The sequence below is a fragment of the Ruegeria sp. AB10 genome (genome assembly GCF_056542745.1).
In genome coordinates, this window is sequence record NZ_JBQGAI010000014.1 from 22,486 (window position 1) to 41,192 (window position 18,707).

At 58.3% G+C, this 18,707-nt stretch carries 17 protein-coding genes and 4 pseudogenes; 15 read left to right on the plus strand and 6 right to left on the minus strand.

The genetic code is table 11. The features are described from left to right. The first annotated feature begins 53 nt into the window (after positions 1-53). Positions 54-1,034, plus strand: coding sequence for a zinc ABC transporter substrate-binding protein (locus ACR0NT_RS18050; RefSeq protein WP_170674922.1), 981 nt, complete (start codon positions 54-56; stop codon positions 1,032-1,034). A gap of 119 nt (positions 1,035-1,153) precedes the next feature. On the opposite strand, the gene ACR0NT_RS18055 is transcribed toward ACR0NT_RS18050, so the two are convergent. Further along, on the minus strand, positions 1,154-2,293 hold the full coding sequence (locus ACR0NT_RS18055; protein WP_170674924.1) for a fatty acid desaturase: 1,140 nt from the start codon (positions 2,291-2,293) through the stop codon (positions 1,154-1,156). A 9-nt stretch (positions 2,294-2,302) separates the two neighbouring features. Continuing rightward, entirely contained in the window at positions 2,303-3,124 is an 822-nt protein-coding gene (locus tag ACR0NT_RS18060) for a class I SAM-dependent methyltransferase (RefSeq protein ID WP_170674926.1), read from the minus strand. A 73-nt stretch (positions 3,125-3,197) separates the two neighbouring features. Here ACR0NT_RS18060 and ACR0NT_RS18065 point away from each other — a divergent pair, with 73 nt between their 5' ends. Further along, positions 3,198-3,965 carry a DUF5765 domain-containing protein gene (locus ACR0NT_RS18065; protein ID WP_170674928.1) on the plus strand — a complete coding sequence of 256 codons (768 nt, stop codon included), beginning with the start codon at positions 3,198-3,200 and terminating at the stop codon, positions 3,963-3,965. Positions 3,966-4,099: 134 nt separating this feature from the next. Here the strand turns inward: ACR0NT_RS18065 and ACR0NT_RS18070 are convergent, their stop codons facing one another. Continuing rightward, positions 4,100-4,726 (minus strand): adenylate/guanylate cyclase domain-containing protein, encoded by a 627-nt coding sequence (locus tag ACR0NT_RS18070; protein WP_170448763.1) that lies wholly within the window; start codon positions 4,724-4,726, stop codon positions 4,100-4,102. Between the two features lie 321 nt (positions 4,727-5,047). Between ACR0NT_RS18070 and ACR0NT_RS18075 the strand changes: the two genes are divergently transcribed. Further along, positions 5,048-5,755 carry a response regulator transcription factor gene (locus tag ACR0NT_RS18075; protein ID WP_170448765.1) on the plus strand — a complete coding sequence of 236 codons (708 nt, stop codon included), beginning with the start codon at positions 5,048-5,050 and terminating at the stop codon, positions 5,753-5,755. Beyond that, positions 5,752-7,890, plus strand: coding sequence for an ATP-binding protein (locus ACR0NT_RS18080; protein ID WP_170674930.1), 2,139 nt, complete (start codon positions 5,752-5,754; stop codon positions 7,888-7,890). Before ACR0NT_RS18075 ends, ACR0NT_RS18080 begins: the two co-directional genes overlap by 4 nt. A gap of 91 nt (positions 7,891-7,981) precedes the next feature. Here the strand turns inward: ACR0NT_RS18080 and ACR0NT_RS18085 are convergent, their stop codons facing one another. Then, entirely contained in the window at positions 7,982-8,854 is an 873-nt protein-coding gene (locus ACR0NT_RS18085) for a LysR family transcriptional regulator (RefSeq protein ID WP_170448769.1), read from the minus strand. 45 nt (positions 8,855-8,899) lie between these two features. Here ACR0NT_RS18085 and ACR0NT_RS18090 point away from each other — a divergent pair, with 45 nt between their 5' ends. The 6 genes from ACR0NT_RS18090 to ACR0NT_RS18115 all read left to right on the plus strand — a co-directional run bounded on the left by ACR0NT_RS18090 (position 8,900) and on the right by ACR0NT_RS18115 (position 15,484). Next, a complete protein-coding gene (locus ACR0NT_RS18090) occupies positions 8,900-10,399 on the plus strand; it encodes an aldehyde dehydrogenase family protein (RefSeq protein ID WP_480443462.1) in 1,500 nt (499 codons plus the stop codon). Beyond that, complete coding sequence (locus ACR0NT_RS18095; protein WP_170674973.1) at positions 10,399-11,373, plus strand: membrane dipeptidase; 975 nt, start codon at positions 10,399-10,401, stop codon at positions 11,371-11,373. Before ACR0NT_RS18090 ends, ACR0NT_RS18095 begins: the two co-directional genes overlap by 1 nt. 4 nt (positions 11,374-11,377) lie before the next feature. Beyond that, the gene (locus ACR0NT_RS18100) at positions 11,378-13,066 is read left to right on the plus strand and encodes a hypothetical protein (RefSeq protein WP_170674932.1); all 1,689 of its coding nucleotides are present in this window, start codon (positions 11,378-11,380) and stop codon (positions 13,064-13,066) included. Next, positions 13,063-13,692, plus strand: coding sequence for a DUF3726 domain-containing protein (locus ACR0NT_RS18105; protein ID WP_170448772.1), 630 nt, complete (start codon positions 13,063-13,065; stop codon positions 13,690-13,692). The genes ACR0NT_RS18100 and ACR0NT_RS18105 overlap by 4 nt, the downstream gene beginning before the upstream one ends. Before the next feature lie 12 nt (positions 13,693-13,704). Beyond that, positions 13,705-14,715, plus strand: a complete 1,011-nt coding sequence (locus tag ACR0NT_RS18110) for an Ldh family oxidoreductase (protein ID WP_170674934.1) — start codon at positions 13,705-13,707, stop codon at positions 14,713-14,715. A 64-nt stretch (positions 14,716-14,779) separates the two neighbouring features. Continuing rightward, entirely contained in the window at positions 14,780-15,484 is a 705-nt protein-coding gene (locus ACR0NT_RS18115; protein WP_480443465.1) for a DUF1868 domain-containing protein, read from the plus strand. Between the two features lie 54 nt (positions 15,485-15,538). Here ACR0NT_RS18115 and ACR0NT_RS18120 read toward each other — a convergent pair whose 3' ends face one another. Next, complete coding sequence (locus tag ACR0NT_RS18120) at positions 15,539-15,949, minus strand: hypothetical protein (protein ID WP_170448776.1); 411 nt, start codon at positions 15,947-15,949, stop codon at positions 15,539-15,541. 30 nt (positions 15,950-15,979) lie between these two features. Beyond that, a pseudogene (locus ACR0NT_RS18125) lies at positions 15,980-16,254 on the minus strand (class I SAM-dependent methyltransferase); the annotation flags it as partial. Between the two features lie 371 nt (positions 16,255-16,625). Between ACR0NT_RS18125 and ACR0NT_RS18130 the strand changes: the two are divergent. The 5 genes and pseudogenes from ACR0NT_RS18130 to speD form a co-directional block, all read left to right on the plus strand. Beyond that, positions 16,626-16,902, plus strand: a pseudogene (locus ACR0NT_RS18130) (integrase core domain-containing protein); the annotation flags it as partial. 36 nt (positions 16,903-16,938) lie between these two features. Beyond that, positions 16,939-17,342, plus strand: a pseudogene (locus tag ACR0NT_RS18135) (7-cyano-7-deazaguanine synthase); the annotation flags it as partial. Beyond that, positions 17,290-17,931 (plus strand): 6-carboxytetrahydropterin synthase, encoded by a 642-nt coding sequence (locus ACR0NT_RS18140; RefSeq protein WP_170674936.1) that lies wholly within the window; start codon positions 17,290-17,292, stop codon positions 17,929-17,931. The pseudogene ACR0NT_RS18135 and the gene ACR0NT_RS18140, both read left to right, overlap by 53 nt. After that, positions 17,876-18,079, plus strand: a pseudogene (locus ACR0NT_RS18145) (preQ(1) synthase); the annotation flags it as partial. The gene ACR0NT_RS18140 and the pseudogene ACR0NT_RS18145, both read left to right, overlap by 56 nt. A 238-nt stretch (positions 18,080-18,317) precedes the next feature. Beyond that, positions 18,318-18,707 (plus strand): adenosylmethionine decarboxylase, encoded by a 390-nt coding sequence (gene speD, locus ACR0NT_RS18150; protein WP_170448782.1) that lies wholly within the window; start codon positions 18,318-18,320, stop codon positions 18,705-18,707.

Genomic DNA, 18,707 nt, shown 5'->3' on the forward strand with positions numbered 1-18,707 from the left:
ATTCCATATCATGTATGCGGCTCGTAACGTTATAAAATCACATAGAGGGTCTGATGTCCAGAAAGCTTCTCCCAGTATCGATCTCGGCTGCACTTATGGGTGGAACGGCCATGGCGGATGTTCCGAACGTCGCGGCCGATATCGCACCGATTCATTCGCTGGTGGCCCGGGTCATGGAGGGTGTTGGAACGCCGAATCTGATTGTTCCGCCCGGCGCATCGCCGCATGAATACAACCTGCGCCCCTCGGAAGCTGCTGCATTGCAAGAGGCCGATCTGGTGTTCTGGATCGGGCAAGACCTGACACCCTGGATGGAAGGTGCAGTGGGAACGCTGGCCGGTGCCGCAACCGTCACATCGTTGCTGGACTCGGACGGCACGGTTCGTCTGGATTTCCGTGAAAATGCCCTGTTCGAGGCGCATGAACATGGGGAAAGCGAGGATCATGACGACCACGATCATGAAGAACGTTCCGAAGGCAAGGATCATGATGACCACGGTCATGACGAAGAGCACGCGCATGGTGACCATGATCCCCATGCCTGGCTGTCTCCGGCAAATGCAGAAAACTGGCTGAACCTGATCGCGGCGCAACTATCGGCCGCCGACCCGGACAATGCGGGGGCGTATTTTGCAAACGCCGCGGCTGCCCGCGAAGAAATGGCCGCGCTGTCTGCCGAGGTTGCCAAGACACTGGAACCGGTCCGCGGCGGCAGTTTTGTCGTGTTCCACGACGCCTACCAGTATTTCGAGGACGCGTTTGACTTCCCCGCCTCGGGCGCAATTTCGATCGGTGACGCAGCCGACCCAAGCCCGGCGCGCATCGCCGAAATCCAGAACCGCATCCGCGAAGAGGGCGTCGATTGCGTGTTGGCAGAACCGCAGTTCAATCCGGGGATTGTCAAAACCGTGCTGGACGGGACCGAAGCCAAAACCGGTGTGATCGATCCGCTCGGGTCCGATCTTGAGCCCGGTGCGGCGCTGTACCCGCAAGTCATCCGCAACATGGCCAAGATACTGGCCGATTGCCTTTAGTGCAGGCGAAATGCCCGGTCGAAAACTGTAACATCGACCGGGCCAACCTCTGCTTGAGACGGGTACGTCTCTGACAAGCTCAGCGGTGACTTCCCACGCAGTCCACGAATTTGCTGAGACTACAACTCGCCTGATCGTGATGCACTGGCCAATCCGGACCGAATATCGCGCCGGAAAGACTGTGGAAACGGGATCATTCTGTTTGTGTCTTCATCCCACAACCGCCACCGCAGGCATTCGACGGACTCCTTGAGCCCGATGGCCGCGCTATTCCAGTCCTGGGCTATAGCAGCATTGCATTCCTTCAGGCGATAGCAGGGGATTTTCGCGTTGTAGTGGTGCAGATCGTGAAACCCGAAATTCAACAGAACAAAATCGACAAGAACTCCCAATCGCAGTGAACTTGCCCCGTTCAATGCCGCAGCATGAGCGCTTTTGTTGCCCGTGTCCCGCCAGTAGGTTTCCTCGAAATTGTGGCCGACATAGACCACAAATATGCCAAAACTGCCCGCAAGGATGCTTCCTAGGATCAAGGCATAAAAAGCCCACCACCCCAGGAATGTGACCACCAGGAACCAGAACCCGAACATTGCGAAATTCTGCAGCAGCACATCCCGAACACTGACTTTCAACGTGTTTCTGGGCCAGCGGTATTGAACAAAATAGACCAGCAGCGGCCCAAGAAGGAACAAGGTAACCGGGTGCCTGTAGACGCGGTAAAACAGCTTTTTGGAAACCGGCGCAGCCTCATATTCGCGCCTTGTCATCACGTAAACCTCGTGGACATCCCGGTGTTCCAGATCACCCAGATGCAAGTGGTGCAGATTGTGATTGTACCTCAGGACGCTGTGCGCAATGCCCGAAAAAATCGACAGGCAATTGCCGAGCAGATCGTTCAGCTTTCGATCCGGAAAATAGCTGTAATGTCCACAATCATGCTGAATCGAATAAAGCCTCAGAATCCCCGCGCCAAAAAGCAACGCACCGCCAAGCAGCGCCAGCCAGGATCCGGGAAACGCGGCGGGAACGCCCAGCCCAAACGCGACAACGATCACACTGATCGCTAGGGCTTTGCAGGCGGACCAATTGTCTGCTCGTGCAAACTGGCGCGGAACTTTGATCGAGTTCATTCTTTGTCGTTGGGCAAAATCTACTAATCTGCAAGCACTGTGCCACCAACAGCCTGATCTTAGCAAGGGTCGGTCAACCCATCGATTGCCCGAAGAGATACCCTGCCTTGGCGCAGTGGTCGCGGTCATGATCAATTGTCACTCGGACACGCGGGAAAACTCCAAAAACATGTAAGGCTGAATGTTTTCACAAGGCCCAAGGCGAAGCGCTTTCGTCACGCCAAGGGCCTTTGCTGTGCGTCCAACCGTGTTGAACACTCCGATATGCTTCTGGAACACGGGATCGGTGTTGAACCTGTCGATCATCCGGTCCGTTATCTCGTGCCGCACACAGAGTTTCAGCCGCGACCCCGACAGATGCCGCTTGATCTGAGACAGGCGGACAAAGTTCAGGCTGTTCCAGAGGCCGCGCACGTTGTAGGTGTTCTCGACCCAGTCAATCCGCCGCCGGAACATGCGCCCGGTCGTTGCCTTTGACCCGACAACGGGGATGTTGAAATGGGGCTCATAGGGAAACCCGTAATTGGGGCACAGCACCAGGCACCGCCCTTTCGGTTTCAGGAACCGCGGCAACGTATCCAGAAAGTGCCGCCAATCGGGAAGATGCTCCAGCACATTGACCAGATAGACCAGATCATAGGCTTGTGACGCGTCATACTCCTCGTAAGCCGACCGGTGAATCTGCGCCCCCAACCGCTGGGCGTGTTGCAATAAACCTTCCATTGTCTCGAACCCTTCGGCAAAAGGTTCGATCCCTTCCAAAGCGATACCGGGGTTCTTTTGCCCCAGCAACGTCAACAGTATTCCGGCCCCGCAGCCGATCTCAAGCGCGCGGGCACCCGGCGGCAGGGCTGAAACCTCAGGGTCCAGATTCTGAAAATGGAACCGGGCGGCGCTGAGCCAGATGTCTTTCAGCGGGAAATCGAACCTTGCGAAATCGTCCAGAACCTCATCGATCAAAAAAGGCCTTTCTCGGTGGTTCAACGAATGCATACTGATCCCGACATGGTAAGTTTCGGAAATTGATAGAACAATGTGTTGGAGTGGACCAGCTTCTTATACGATCGCCGCCGTCGGGGTCGTCGCCACCATAAAAGCGATACGTCAGGGCGACAGCGCCTTGCTCTGGTCTCCGCTGGTGTATTTCACCGCCATCGAAGTGCTGCAGGGATACTCCTACTCGGTCGAAGGCCAATGCGCCCTGCCCCAGAACCAGGTCGCAACCCTGCTGGCCTATATACACATCGCGTTCCAGCCGTTGTTTACCTGCATCCTTGCGCTTTACTTCATCCCCAACGACGTGCGCCGGATGATCATGCCGGTGGTGCTGGGCATCGGCGCGCTGACCGGGGCGTATCTGTTGATACAAATTTATCCCTTCGAATGGGCCGGCGCGTGCAGGCCCGGTCGGCTGTTGTGCAGCGACCATCTGTGCGTCAAGCAGGAAAGCTGGCATATCGGCTGGCACTTGCCGCTGAATGACCTGGGCGAACGGCTGCCCGCCACGATATTCGGCCGACAATACGATCTGAATTTCCCGGTTTACTTCACCGTGATGTTCATACTTCCGGCCCTGTTCGGAGCCTGGAAAGTTGCCGGGTTTCAGCTGATGGTCGGACCGACGCTGGCCTGGGCCACGGCATCCAGCCCCACGGAAATGCCTGCGATCTGGTGCCTGTTTTCGCTGGGGATCGTGATGACAATTGTCTTCACGCCATTGCGGGAGTTTCTGTTCGTGAAGTCCTGGCCTTTGTGGGATGTGCTGCGCAGGGTGAACGGTAGATATAAAAGAACACTCTAGAAACCGAACAACCCGTTCACCCGCGCATCACCATTTCTCCTCTCACTCGTGCTTGCGATCTGAATGCATTCATTACTGAACATTCAGACCCCCCTCGCGCATTTGAGAGTCGAAAACCCAAACCGACACCGGCCCTACGCCGTGTCTTCCTCAGCCAGTTGATAAAGGACCCACTCTTCCGACAGACCCTTCAATGTCTTCGGCCCCACCTTGGAGAAGTCCAGACCTGATCCAAGAACCAGATCGCGGACAGTGCTGGACACCCAGACATGTCCGCCCGGCGTGAGGCTGAGAACACGGGCCGTAATTGCAATCGCGATCCCGGTCACGTCGTTCACGGTGCGCAGACACTCGCCCGCGTGAATCCCGGTGCGGATCTTGAGGCCGGACTTACTTGCCTCGGCCTGAAACTCACGGGCACATGCAATCGCGGCGCTGGGTCTTGGGAAGGCGGCCAGCAGCCCATCGCCCATCAGCTTGATCAGCGTGCCATCGTGCCGGGCAACAGTCCGAATTGCGGCCGCATCAAGGCAATCCATGATGTCCCGCCATTTCGCGTCGCCAAGGCGTGCGATTATTTCGGTCGAGTTCACAACGTCAGTCATCATGATCGTGATCAGAAGACTGTCGTTTTCACTGTCGTCTGCGTTACGCGAAATATTCTCTTGGAAAGTTTGGTCGATCAGGTTGCCCTGATCCGACTGGGCCTTGCCGGGCCGGGTCGGGAATCTCTTTACAACCGCCGGATCGTCTCTGGTCATGTCGAGAACACCCATAGAACCAAGGTTCTTCCAGGGGCTCAGCGGTTCAGGCATTTCGGGATAATCAACAGGTTCAATTATTGAAAACGATGTGTTCAGCATTTGTGCACCACCAAATAAGGTATTTGCACCGCAGGCTACTTGCATATTGTCAACAAGCCGCGATGCAAATGTTAATGAAGTGTTAACAGCGGCTGGTTTAGCGCACGCTAGGCTTGTGCTTCACGGGATACATATTCCAAAAAGAGGTTAGAGCACAGCGGGCCGCGACGTCCATCCATGTGAAATCGCGTATCGAAACAGAGTGTTGGGGACTGAACTTTGAAAAAGCTGAATGTACTGTTGGTAGAAGATGATCCGTCACTGCTTGCTTTGACGTCCGCACTTCTCAAGCCTCATTTCAGCGTCCTGCAGGCCTCGAACGTGGCAGATGCCCGCGCGATCCTGGCCTCAAAACCGGTGGATATCGCCCTGCTTGATCTTGGGCTGCCGGACGAAGACGGCCTGGTGCTGGCACGTTCGATGCGGGCGAAATCGGCGCAGCCTCCCATCATTTTCGTGTCCTCCCGAGACAGTGCCAGCGACAAGATCAGCGGGCTGGATATCGGGGGTGACGACTACCTGACCAAACCTTTTGATCCCGACGAGCTTTTGTCGCGCATCAACGCGGTTCTGCGGCGGACGAACGCCCATGCATCGGCACCGCGCCGGGAAACTCGCGTGCGTCTGGGGGACGTTGAAATTGACCTCGACACACGACAAGTGTGGAACGAGAGGCTGGAAACGACCCCGTTCACCCGCGCTGAATTTGATGTGCTGATGGCGATCGTCAACGCAAACGGGCGGGTGTTGTCCCGCGCGGTCCTGTTGGATGCTGTTGCCCTGTCGCCGGATCATGATGCCGGCGAGCGCACAATCGACGCGCTGGTCGCCAAAATCCGGAAAAAGCTGTCCAGCGGGCGCGACGGACCCAAAATCATCTCAACCGTTCATGGCGTCGGCTATCGGCTGGGGCTGGTGCGAAGTTGAAACCGCGCGCCTACATATACGACGAACCTATCAACGCGGTTACCCAGAATTTCGTAGATAAGACCGTCGAGGGCAAATACCGCGAGTGGTATTTCGAGTCCACGCGTGGACAATTCCGGACAGCCTTGTTGTTCGGGGCGTCCTTCTACGTCGTTTACGCCTTCCTTGAAGTCTTTGTACTGAATGGGCGTTCATTCTCGGGACAGGATCTGGCGGTCTGGGGCGCCAGACTGTTCATCATCTCGTTTATCTTTGGACTTTTCTTTTTCTCGCACAAGCTGCCGGCGCGTACGCTGCCCATCATCATTTCGGTCGGCTGGACCATGATGTATCTGGCGATCTGGGCTGCGTTTGCGTTTTCCGGCGACCATGCGTCCAAAGACTTCCTGTACCGTTTTGCTCTGATTAGCTTGGCGGGAACGGTCTTTCTGCCCTTTGTCTTTTCACATTCGGCCGCACTGCAACTTATGCTTTTTATCCCGGTCTCCTACTATCTGGTGTTTGATAACTCCGGCAGCGGCATCGATACCTGGATCGGGCCATCTTTTGTCTTGTGCTCGACTGTTCTGATTGGCCTGTATGCCAAGTTCTTCTCGGAAAGGACGTTGCGGGCGAACTTTGTTCAAAGCGTCTATCTTGAAAAGGCGCGCAACGACGCGGAAAAGGCGAATGAAGCAAAATCGCAGTTTCTGGCGACCGCAAGCCATGAGCTGCGCACGCCGCTGAACGGCATCGTCGGGAATATCCGGCTGATCAAACTGACGCCGCAAGACCGCGCGTCGCTGGATCAAAGGCTGGACGAAATCGAACGGTCCAGCCTGGCGATGAGAAACCTCATCGATGACGTTCTGAACATCGCAAGGCTGGAGGAAAAAGCCGAAGACCACGAATTTCAGACCTTTAACCTGTCTGAAATCCTTCAGGATCTTGAGGCCGTACTGCGCCCGCTGGCCCGTTCGAAAAATCTGCAGTTGATTATCCCTCAGTTCGACGACGGCGTTTACCTGAGCGGCAACAGCGGACATCTGAGGCATATCTTGCTGAACCTGCTCGGCAATGCGGTGAAATTCACCCACGAGGGTTCGGTGACCTTGTCGTTCGAGCAATCAAAACAGTCCGTGGCCTTCACGGTCAGCGACACCGGGATCGGTGTCCCCGAAGATCAGGTTGCCAGTATTTTTGAACCCTTCACGCAGGCGTCAAACATAGATTCCCGCAAAATTGGCGGAACCGGGCTGGGGCTTTCCATCGTGCGCGGGCTTGTGACCTCGCTGGAAGGGCAGGTTTCCGTGAAAAGCAGCCTGGGCGAAGGCACGGTTTTCCGGGTGAAAGTCCCGTTTCAGGCCGCCCCGGCCCCCTCGCCGCAATCCGAGGCATCAGGCATGGCCATCACCGTGGGAACACAGCAGAACGTCCTGATTGTAGAAGACGATCCCACGAGCATGGAAATCCTCAAAAGCCTGCTGGAGCGAGATGGCCATGAGGTCACCGCGGCCGCAAACGGCCGTGACGCAAAAGAGCTGTTTCGGCCAGACGACGTTGATTGCATCCTGACCGATATCCGCCTTCCCGATACAACAGGTGTGCAACTGGCGCGCGACCTCAAAAGGATTGCCAAGGCCAAGCAGCCCGAAAAGACGATTGCGACCATAGCCGTCACTGCGAACGTGATGCCCGAAGACCTGGATGAGTATACGGCAGCGGGGTTCGATGCCGTCGTCTCCAAGCCGCTGGACGAACGTGTTCTGTACGGCGCGATCCGGGCGTCGATAGGCAAACACCCCTCGGACAGGCCATACGTGTCCAAGGGGTCAGAAGCCACCAAAGCGCGCCTCAGCAAATTCCTGAGCGGTGAAGAAATGGAACAGGTCTTTCTGGCGTTCAGAGAGTCATTGGAAGATTGCCACTCGCAGCTTGAAAAAGCGCAGAAACAGGGTGATCGGGATCGGATTGAGTTTCTGGTTCACCGGGTATATGGCAGCGTATCGAGCTTTGGTGAAACCGAGCTTGCAAACATGGCAAAATCGGTCGAGACACTTTTGCAAAGTGGCACGGAAAACTATGGCGTCGAGTTGAAAGAGCTGATCGATTCATGTGGGGCCGTGTTGAAAGGCCTCAAAAAACGAACGGCTTGACAGGTCGCGCTCTTCCATTCGGGGATTGATCACAACAGACAAATCCGGCTGCGGATCTGCCGAAATTGGCAACCCGGATTATTCAATCGCTTCACAACAGTTTTCTACTCAGGATGAAGGCGCTGCACGCATCTGCCAGCTCCTGAAACCGTGGTTTTTCCTTGACGTACAGATAGACCTGCCGTTTGTCCGGCAGGTCCGACAGGGCGCGGAATGCGGTGGTTTCAGGAAGAAAACGCGCGACGGTTTGTGGGAGCACGGTCACCCACTTGCCGGTTCTGACCATGGTAATCAGCGAATGCGTATTGTGAATGGTGACATCGGCATCCGCGATGGCCTGCACGAATTTTGGTGTCTGGATAAGATCACACAGGGCATTCCGAACAAATGCGGCGGCCATCACATCATCCACGGTGGGCGGCGCTGATCGTGTGATAAGCGGATGATCAGACGCGCATACAAGCCCGAACTGATCCTCGAACAGGGGCACGGCCTTGATACCTTTCAACGGATGGAACCCCGAAGCAATTCCGATATCCGCTTTGCCGTCCACAAGCGAATCCAGCACCTGTTGCGTATCCGTATCGCGCAATTCGACCTTCAGCCCGGGAAAGCGGTGGGTCATATGTTCAAGCACGGAAGGAAAGACCAACGCGGCGACCGAGGGAACCGACACGATGCGCATCAGGCCGTGGGCGGCATCCGCAGCCGCTTCGATAGACTGCACTGTCTGATCAAACTGACGAACCTGTTTCAGAGACATTTCAAACACCTGCTCGCCTAGGGCAGACAGATGCGTTTTTCGCTCGCCTGCAAACAGCTTTTTGCCCAGGTGGGTCTCGAACTGCTTCAGCATCATCGAAACGGCCGATTGTGTGCGCCCCAAGCGATCGGCCGCCTCGGTCAGGTTGCCCGTCTGCGCGACCGTGCAAAAACAGCGCAGCATTTCGATCTTGATGGCCATGCTTCAATTTTCCTGAAGTTTTCTTCAACTGTTTGAGTTTGACTGATGCTGATTGCAAAGTCCATTCTCTGCCAGACCAATTTTGACGTGGGGCCTATTGTGACCAATCTGAACCTGATCGCTGGCGAATGGCTGGCTGGCGAAAGCGAGATCGAAAACCGCAATCCGTCGGATCTGAGCGACCTGATCGGCCATTTCGCTCAGGCCAGTGCGGATCAGCTTGAGGCAACTTTGGGCCAGGCGCGTATCGCGCAGGCCGAGTGGGCCGCCTATGGGCTCGAGCGCAAGCAGGCGGTGCTGATGAACATCGGTTCCGAACTGATGGCCCGCGCCGAAGAGCTTGGCACCCTGCTCAGCCGGGAAGAGGGCAAGCCGTTGGCCGAAGGCAAAGGCGAAGTTTACCGCGCCGGACAGTTCTTCACCTATTACGCCGCTGAATGCCTGCGCCAGATCGGTGAAAACGCCGACTCCGTGCGCCCGGATATCGAAATCGACGTGCGCCGCGAGGCAGTTGGGGTGGTTGCCGTCATCAGCCCGTGGAACTTTCCGACCGCCACGGCGTCGTGGAAGATTGCTCCGGCGCTGTGCTACGGCAACGCCGTGGTTTGGAAGCCCGCTAATATCACCCCGGCTTCGGCTGTTGCCCTGACCGAGATCATCAGCCGTCAGGACATCCCCAAAGGTCTGTTCAGCCTTGTCATGGGATCGGGCCGTTCCATCGGACAGCGGCTGGTGGAAAGCCCCAAGGTCAACGCCATCTCGTTCACCGGGTCCGTCCCGGTCGGCAAGGGCATCGCTGCGGCTGCCATTCAAAACCTGACCAAAGTGCAGATGGAAATGGGGTCGAAGAACGCGCTGGCCGTGATGGACGACGCCGATCTGGACCTTGCCGTCTCGCTGGCGCTGGGGGGTGCATTCGGGGGGACCGGTCAGAAATGCACGGCATCCTCTCGGCTTGTGGTTCATGCCGCCGTGCACGATGCCTTTGTCGAAAAACTGGTGGCCGGGGCTCAGGCGATGAAAGTCGGCCACGCGTTGGCAGAGGGCACGCAGATGGGTCCCGTCGTCAGTGAACAGCAACTCGCCGAAAATCTGGCCTATGCCGATCTGGGCAAGTCCGAGGGGGCGGAACTGGCCTGTGGCGGCCAGCGATTGGACATGCCTCAGGATGGCTATTACATGAGCCCCGGCGTATTCCTGAACACAACCAACGACATGCGCATCAACCGGGAAGAGATGTTCGCGCCGCTGACCTCGGTCATCAAGGTCGGCACCTATGATGAGGCTCTGGCCACCGTCAACGACACCAATTTCGGCCTGACCTCGGGCATAGTTACGCAGAGCCTGGCCCGCGCCACGCATTTCCGCCGCAACGCGCGCACCGGGGTTGTGACCGTGAACCTGCCCACCGCAGGCACTGATTATCACGTGCCCTTTGGCGGACGCGGCGACAGCTCTTACGGCCCGCGCGAACAGGGCAAGGCTGCGGCCGAGTTCTATACCACGGTCAAGACCGCGTATATCAGCGCAGGAAAGCCGATGTGATGCGGATCGACGGGCTGCAATATGCCAATTGGTCCGAGAAGATCTTTCGGCAATTGCGCGAAGGCGGCGTGGACGCAATCCATGTCACCATCGCCTATCATGAGAACTTCCGCGAAACGGTCCTGAACTTTGAAAAGTGGAACAGGTGGTTCGAGCAATACCCTGATCTGATCATGAAAGGGTTGTGGGCCAGCGACATCGACAAGGCGCGCAAAACCGGGCGGACGGCCGTGTTCTTTGGCTTCCAGAACCCCTCGCCCATCGAAGACGATATCGGGCTGGTCGAAATCGTGCACACTCTGGGTGCGCGGTTCATGCAACTGACCTATAACAACCAGTCCCTGCTGGCCACGGGCTGCTATGAGGCCGAAGATACCGGCATCACCCGCATGGGCCGTCAAGTGATCAAGGAGATGAACCGGGTCGGGCTTGTGGTGGACATGAGCCACTCGGCCGACCGCTCAACCATCGAAGCCGCCGAGCTGTCTGAACGCCCGATCGCTGTCACCCACGCGAACCCGCATGAATGGTCGCCTGCCCTGCGCAACAAGCGGGATGCGGTGATCCGGGCGGTGACCGAAAACGGTGGGATGTTGGGCTTTTCGGTCTATCCTCATCACCTGAAAGGCAAGTCGGACTGCACCTTGGACAGCTTTTGCGAGATGATCGCCCGGACAGCTGAGAAATACGGCGCAGAGCATCTCGGGATCGGCACGGATTTGTGTCAGGATCAGCCCGACAGCGTGGTCGAATGGATGCGGGTGGGGCGTTGGTCCAAACAGATCGACTATGGCGAGGGATCGGCCAACAACCCGGGCTTCCCTGCGATGCCGTCCTGGTTCCGGGACAACCGCGACTTTGGGAACATCGAACAAGGGTTGCGCGCGACCGGTCTGAATGATGACGAAGTGGCCGGGATCATGGGAGGAAACTGGTACAGGTTCTTTGCCGAAAACTTCGTTGCCCGGGGGTAACCGAATGGAAACACAGGCGCAAATTCACATCGACCGACGCAACCCGGCCACTGTCATGCGACTGTCGCGGCTGGGGTCCTTGCACCAGTGTCGGCTAAGCTTCATGCGGCAGCTGACCCGCCGCATGGCGCGGGAAAACTGGTCCTTTTCACGCCCCGTATTTGACATTGACGCCCAAGGCGTCGGGACAGCGGTCTATACCGCCCACGGCCCGGACAGGGCGTATTCGCTGGTTGCCTTCGCCCACGACCTGCCATCCGAAAAACGCTCGGACCGGGTGATTGCCGACGCCTGGGACGCCACCTTCGCCTTGTTTGACGGTATCCCGACCGAGGCTGATATCCAGCGTCTTTCCAAGAACGTCCCCCTGCAGGAAGCCGGGCGCGTCAGTGAAACCGAGCTGTCCTTGTCCCGCGCCAACCGTTCGGTCAGGTTGTGGGAACATGTCGTTGAGGCGCTGGCCTCAGGGCAGCAACCGGATGTGCAGCAAATCTATCAGGTCGGCTACCTGATGCGTACGACCGCCGTCTATGGGTCCGGCAAGTTTGGCGCGGCAGATCGCGAGAACATCGCGAACCGTCCGGAAACCAGCGCCCCCTTTCAGGCCGAGATGCTGTCGGTGTTTCTCACCCGCACCTTCGTCCGAGATCTGGTGCAGCATATGGCCAACGCCAAGGGCGGCGATCAGGCCGCAAAACTGGACCCCGACATTGCCCATTGGCTGGGCATCGGCAACTCCACCGGCCTCGGTATGGCACCCTTCATCGTCAACCACCCCATTCTGTTCAACAACTGGGTCATGGCGCGGGAAGAGGCGATCTTGCGCGTCCGCGCGGTTGAAACCGCAACTGCGGCTGAGGTCGATCACTTCCGGCAGGTATTTGAACGCAGCCAGCTTTCGATAACGTGGTGGCGGTCCGAACATCCCATACAAATCGAAAAACTGGCGGCTTTGAACGCTGACCTGCAGGCGATCTCGGACTATGTGGATCAGGGCGGTCTGACCGGCAGCCATCCCTGGAACCGGTTGGTGGCCTGGTCGCAAACCGCGCTCAGCGAAGAAGGGCAGGAATATCTCGCCTCGCTGATCCTTGAACCCTACGCTGATCTTGTGGATGGGCTGGCCTCGTGCATGGCCGATGGCAATGCCCGGGCATTTGTGATCGACGGGGCGATGCCGATCAGCGACGTCCGCGACCTGATCCGGGGCGCCTTTGGCTGGGCGCTGGAGCTGGACTGGGCATCCCGAGAAAACTGCGCCCGCGCGTGGTATGTGTCCGAAGAGAAACTGGAACCCCGCATGGGCGAACGGTTCGAAGAACCCATCGCGGATTATGAGCAGCCTCTGGCTCCGGCGCGGGACGCGGCGGCAGCCCATGCGGAGTTGAGCGGATGGGACGGTGTCCTGCCCATTGCAGAATTCCTGCTGCGTCATCCCGAACACCGCCACACCGTCCGGCGCGCGCAGATGACCCGCACCGCGCCTTATGGCGAAATCCGGGACAATACGATTGGCGCAACGGTTGTGCCTCTGGATATGTTGCGGGCAAAGCTGTCGTTCTTCGGCGCCACTCATTTTGACCCGCGTTCGGATCGATGGGTCCGTATCTGCATGTATGCCGGTGCGCCCTACCCCGAGGAGCTGACATCTGAGAACGCCGATCTTTGGGTCTATCCAGAGGTGCCGGCATGAGCTTTTCACTGAACGAAATGGAGGCAACGGCCAAACGCGCCACCCGCGGGGCCGGATATTCCTGGGGACAAGCAGAAGAGGCGTCAAAAGCGGCGCGATGGCTGTGCGCCCAAGGCTTGGATGGCGCCGGGGCTCTGGCCCGGTTGTTGAAGCTCGGGCTGGCTTCGGACCTTGCCGCACACCGTCCCCGGCAGGTTGATGGCCCTTGGCGGGGCGACGGCGACCTGTGCCCGCTGTCGGCGGGTCCTCTCTTGTCCGACTGCGCCCATCTGCTGAAGACCGGCCCGGTCGAGCTGCAAGCGGTTGTGTCTCCCGCTCTGCTGTTGCCCTTTGCCGCCAATGCGGCACGTATTCTGAAATGCTGCATAAGCATTGAAATCGACGGGGCGCATGCGGTCACAGATGGCGACCATCTGGCAGCCCCCGACACTTTGCCGATCACAGCCCGACGGGTCATCGTTTCGCAGGGCGGTGCGCCCGATGTTCCGCGCAAGCGGTACACACGCGCACGCCCCGCGCCGGATGATTGGGATGTTCTGAACCGTTTTGCCCATCGCACCTATGCCCCCGCAACCGAGGAATCCCGCCTGCTGGGCGCAGGGGCCGGGCTTTCCGACAACGACTGAAAAGAGACCAAAGTGACCGAAACACGGACCCTGACCCTCGCCGAAATAGAAGACTTGTCCTTCCGCGCTCTGGTGGCGGCCGGCACATCCGAAGGCAACGCCCGCCCGCTGGCGCAAGCAACCGCTGCGACCGAGGCGGACGGCGTCGCCAGCCACGGCTTGGCCTATATCCCGATCTATTGTGAGCATGTGCAATGCGGCAAGGTCGACGGGGTCGCAAAACCTGTACTGTCACACCCCCGGCCGGGCGTAGTGAACGTTGATGCCGCAACCGGCTTTGCCCATTCCGCCATTGATCTGGGATTTGACACTCTGATCCCGGCCGCGCGGGAACAAGGCGTCGCGGTTCTTGCCATCAAAAACAGCTACAATTGCGGTGTTCTGGGCTATCATACCTACAGGCTTGCCCAAGCCGGACTGGTCGCGATGGGGTTTACCAACGCGCCGGCCTCGATTGCCCCGTCCGGTGGCTCGAAACCCGTCGTGGGCACCAATCCATTCTCTGTCGCAGTCCCCGGAACCGATGGTCAGCCCGCCTTGCTGATCGATCAAAGCGCCAGCACGATTGCCAAGAGCGAGGTCATGAAACATGCACGCGAAGGCAAGCCGATCCCGGTTGGCTGGGCGTTGGACGTAGACGGCAACCCGACCACCGATCCCGAGGTCGGCCTTAAGGGATCAATGGCCCCATCGGGCGGATATAAAGGCGTCGGCGTCGCGCTGCTGGTCGAGGTTTTGGCCGCCGCGCTGACCGGGGCCACGTTGGGCATCAATGCCTCGCCGTTTTCGGGCACTGCAGGCGGCCCGCCGAAAACCGGCCAGTTCTTCATAGCCATAGATCCCGAGGCAACCGCCAGCGGATCGTTCGAGACGGGCATCGCCAGCCTGATCGAGGCCATCCGTTTTCAGGACGGGGCGCATCTGCCCGGCGATGGTCGCCGGGACAAACGTCTGGCAGCCCGCAAAAGTGGTGTGGCGGTGAACACGGCGACGCTGTCCAGGATTGACGCGCTCTTGGGCTAGATGATTGATGCGGTCCTAAGCCTGCAACAGTTTTCGCATAGGGCGCTAAAAACGGAGCTTTACCTTGTCTTTAAACGTCAACGTGGCACCATTTGCAGCCAGCACCAACCCAAACGCCCCGCGGCGGTTTGGTCAGCGATACAACGCTGAGGAGTTCCTGCCCGAGGCAGGCAATACCGTTGTCTGCCATCTTGATTTCGACGCCCCAGCTCACGAAGCCGTGCTGGAGGCGCGCAGAAGAATGAAGGCACTGCCGGAAGCCAAACGCTTTCTTTTCACCCCTGTCGAAAGCCTGCACATGACGGTGTTCGAAGGCGTTATCGAAACCCGCCGCACAGCGGACACCTGGCCCCGTGATCTTGACCGCGATGCATCTGTAGCCAGCATCACCGACGCCATGATCGATCGGCTCGCTGATTTTCCAGCGCCACCGGGCTTTGCAGTGCGTGTGGCGGGCATAAGCCCTACGGGTCTTGCACTCAAAGGTGCCACCGAAGAAGACGAGGCAAAGATGCGGGTCTGGCGCGAGGCGCTGACCAAACCATTTGCCTATCGTCACGACGACCACGACGCGTATCAGCATCACATGACCTTTGCCTACCCGATCGACTGGTTGCCCGACACCGTGCTGCCCGTCTGGCAAGCTGAACTTGGTGCAATCCTTGCAGACCTTGCAGATGTCGCGCCTGTCATCCCACTTACCGCCCCCGCCTTTTGTAAGTTTGCCGACATGACACGGTTCGAAGAAATCCGAGTGCTGGAAAGCTAAGCAGCCCATTCGACGGCACACGGACAAAAAAGCGTCAGCTTCCTGCCGCTTGCGTCAATCGGCTGTCCACATAGCCAAATGCGCGGGCGCCGGGAATGCCACCGATCCGTCCGGGGCCGCAAACTGTTCCAGCCGTTTTTCCGCTTCTGCGACCAAAGCCTCGTACCCGGCATCGTCGATGAATTCGGCCAATGTCCACCCGCGAACATCCATTCGAACCCATTCGCGGATCGAGGCAAACCGCGCGGCGCCCGTAACGGTGGTTATAGTTGTTTCCTGAAATCCCCCATCTTCAAGCACGCTCAGAAATGACGGCTTGTGCCCAAGGACAAAAGGTGCCCGCAGTGCATTTGCAGCGACCGCGCCGAACATATTGTCTATCAGCTCGATCATGCGGGCATATCCGGGCGAGGTCTCGGCCTCATCCCAAACAGAGACCGCAACCTTGCCTCCCGACCGCACCACCCGCCGCATTTCCTTTAACGCCTGGCGCCTGTCGCCAAAGAACATCAGGCCGAACTGCAAAGAACAACATCAAAAGACCCGTCCGCGAACGGCAGCGCTTCGGCGCGGCCCTCGGTCCAGTCGACATCCGGGGGCCGCCTGCGCGCCACGTCAAGCATATCCGGGTTTCGGTCCAGGCCAACAACGCGCCCTGCAGAACCCGCCCTTGTGTGGGCGTCGCACGTTGTGGCACCGATGCCGCAGGCAACATCCAGCATGGCACTTTCAGGGGTAATTCTGGCGCGTTTACATAGGCGCCTGCCCATTCGCCAAACAGTGCCGGGACAAAGAACTCATCGTATATTTCAGCTGCGGATTTCGATACCTGACCCGCAGAAGTGAACCTCTCCAACTGAACTGGTCCATCGTATGTTTAGGAAACGGAGGACCAAGAATGGCAAACAAGCGACCAACGACACCAGCTTCACCTCGAAGCCGGCGACGGCGCTTTTTGCCCGGAACCGAGATCAGAACTTCATGGCGGGCCTTTGCGATATCAATCGCAACCAAAACAGGCCCGCCCTGTGCAATACTAGCATCGGTCATAGTCGATCTCACCTGCGGCGTGGTTTGTGCAAAACCACGGCAGGGACCTGAGACCCGGCTATGATCACTTGGCGCGCGCCATTTGGGGACTGCGCAGGCCGTCAGGGACTGGATTGCTGCTATCGGGGTTGAGACAGCCTACATCAAACCAGGGAGCCCGTGGGGGAACGGATACTGTGAAAGCTTCAATGGTAGGTTCAGAGACGAGCTGCTCAACGGCGAAATCTTCAATAGCCTGCGCGAAGCACAAATCCTGATCGAACAATGGAGGAGACTACAACATAAAACGCCCCCACAGTGCACTGGGCTATCGCCCGCCAGCACCCGAAACCATCATCCCGATGGATCAGAGGCCAAGGAAGTACTAACAATCAACTTGAACCAGTCAGATGAGGCTGGTCACAATCATGCTGTCCGTGGCCTTTGGCGCTGCGGCGGCGCGGGGTGCAGATGCGGTGGCGGCTGCGGAGCATGGCGGGGATCACTTTATCTATCCCGATTGCCGCCCGAGTTTCACCCAGACCTTCGAGGCGATGCAGAAACGCGCGCTGGACGGTTATCCGACGTGTCGCTGTTCACCCCGTTTGTCCATCGCAGCAAAGCCGGCCTCATGGCCGAGGCCGCACGCGTGGACACGCCGTTCGCGCAGACATGGTCCTGCTACAAGGGCAGAGAACATCACTGTGGGCACTGCGGCACCTGCGTCGAGCGGCGCGAGGCCTTCCATCTGGCCGATGTCGAGGACCCGACCATATATGAAGATCCCAATTTCTGGGTCGCTGCCACGGCGCAGAAGGAAATCGCCTGATTATCGGATCACCAAAGAGTTCCACTTTTCCGCCTCGCACCAGTTGGCCCATCTGCCCGATGATCACCAATGCGCGCGGATGCACGGGCACAACTATGTCGTCGAGGTCGAACTGGCCGCGCCCAACCTGAACGCCGACGGGTTCGTGCCGGATTATGGCGAGCTGAAACCGCTCAAGACCTATATCGACGAAACCTTCGATCATCACCACCTGAACGACGTGATGAACATCCTGACCACGACCGAAAACATGGCGCGTCATTTCTATGGCTGGGGCGCCTTCTCGGCGTGTATCGAGGCCGCGCAAGATGGCCCGAAGGTGGTGATGAAAATCGTGATCTTTGACGACACCAATTATGCTTGGGCCCGCGCCGTGGCCGACCGCTATCCGGCGTTGCCTCTCTATCTGCAACCGGGCAATGCCGAGGTCGGCCCCGACCTGCCCGTCGATCCGCAAACCCTGTCGGACCGGTTGCTGTGGCTGGTGGAAAAGGTGACCGCCGATGGCTGGTTCACGCCACGGGTTTTGCCACAACCACGGCACATTTCACGAGGATTGCACCGTGTCCATCGCCCGCCGCCTGGTTGAATTTCTGGACCCGCGCTGGCTGCGGATCGGCGGCTACTGGTATCCGCGCGGCGGCATTCCGATCGACGTATTCTGGCAGACCGGAGCCACACCCGATCACGTCTGGATTCCCGATCAGGGCGTGCCGCCCTATCGTGGTCGCGGCTAGGCCGTTACAGAAGCTCCGCGATCGGGGCAGCGTTCCGGCAAATGAACTGGCGCAGCTTTGGAAGCGGGCCATACAACATGCCCAAGCAGGTTTCCGGTCGAGTTACATATCCTCTGTCGGTTGTGTTATTTTGTCACAGAATGATACTTGACCCCAGATCTGCTCAAACTGAGATTGACGATATGGAACAGTATATTACACATGGTCCAATAGTTTGAGTTCTGGGGCTTAGTTTTTTATGGACGGCATTTCGTCTTCGCTGGGCATACACCTTATAGCAGATTTTTTCGACTCAAGCGCGCTTTACGATCCCGTCCCCGCCGAAAAAGCCCTGAGACGCGCCGCAAGTGCTGCCAAAGCGCATGTTCTCAAGGTGAATACCCATGATTTCGGGCAACGGGCGGGGTTCACCGGGGTCGCATTGCTGGCCGAGTCGCATATCTCGGTCCACACCTGGCCCGAACATGGGTATGCCGCCATCGATATCTTCATGTGCGGCGACGCAGAACCACAGCTCAGCCTGGACGTTCTGAAATCCTATTTCAGTCCGCAACGCGTCAATGTGCAATCCATACGTCGCGGCCTGATTGGCCACGCAGCGCATCAGTTCGCTGCGGCGGGTTTCTGA

Bases quoted from the DNA above. Each gene is read 5' to 3' on its own strand.
- ACR0NT_RS18050 (WP_170674922.1), top strand. From the start codon at position 54: ATGTCCAGAAAGCTTCTCCCAGTATCGATCTCGGCTGCACTTATGGGT.
- ACR0NT_RS18055 (WP_170674924.1), bottom strand. From the start codon at position 2,293: ATGACCGCGACCACTGCGCCAAGGCAGGGTATCTCTTCGGGCAATCGA.
- ACR0NT_RS18065 (WP_170674928.1), top strand. From the start codon at position 3,198: ATGTGTTGGAGTGGACCAGCTTCTTATACGATCGCCGCCGTCGGGGTC.
- ACR0NT_RS18070 (WP_170448763.1), bottom strand. From the start codon at position 4,726: ATGACCAGAGACGATCCGGCGGTTGTAAAGAGATTCCCGACCCGGCCC.
- ACR0NT_RS18085 (WP_170448769.1), bottom strand. From the start codon at position 8,854: ATGGCCATCAAGATCGAAATGCTGCGCTGTTTTTGCACGGTCGCGCAG.
- ACR0NT_RS18090 (WP_480443462.1), top strand. From the start codon at position 8,900: ATGCTGATTGCAAAGTCCATTCTCTGCCAGACCAATTTTGACGTGGGG.
- ACR0NT_RS18095 (WP_170674973.1), top strand. From the start codon at position 10,399: ATGCGGATCGACGGGCTGCAATATGCCAATTGGTCCGAGAAGATCTTT.
- ACR0NT_RS18100 (WP_170674932.1), top strand. From the start codon at position 11,378: ATGGAAACACAGGCGCAAATTCACATCGACCGACGCAACCCGGCCACT.
- ACR0NT_RS18105 (WP_170448772.1), top strand. From the start codon at position 13,063: ATGAGCTTTTCACTGAACGAAATGGAGGCAACGGCCAAACGCGCCACC.
- ACR0NT_RS18140 (WP_170674936.1), top strand. From the start codon at position 17,290: ATGAAGATCCCAATTTCTGGGTCGCTGCCACGGCGCAGAAGGAAATCG.
- speD (WP_170448782.1), top strand. From the start codon at position 18,318: ATGGACGGCATTTCGTCTTCGCTGGGCATACACCTTATAGCAGATTTT.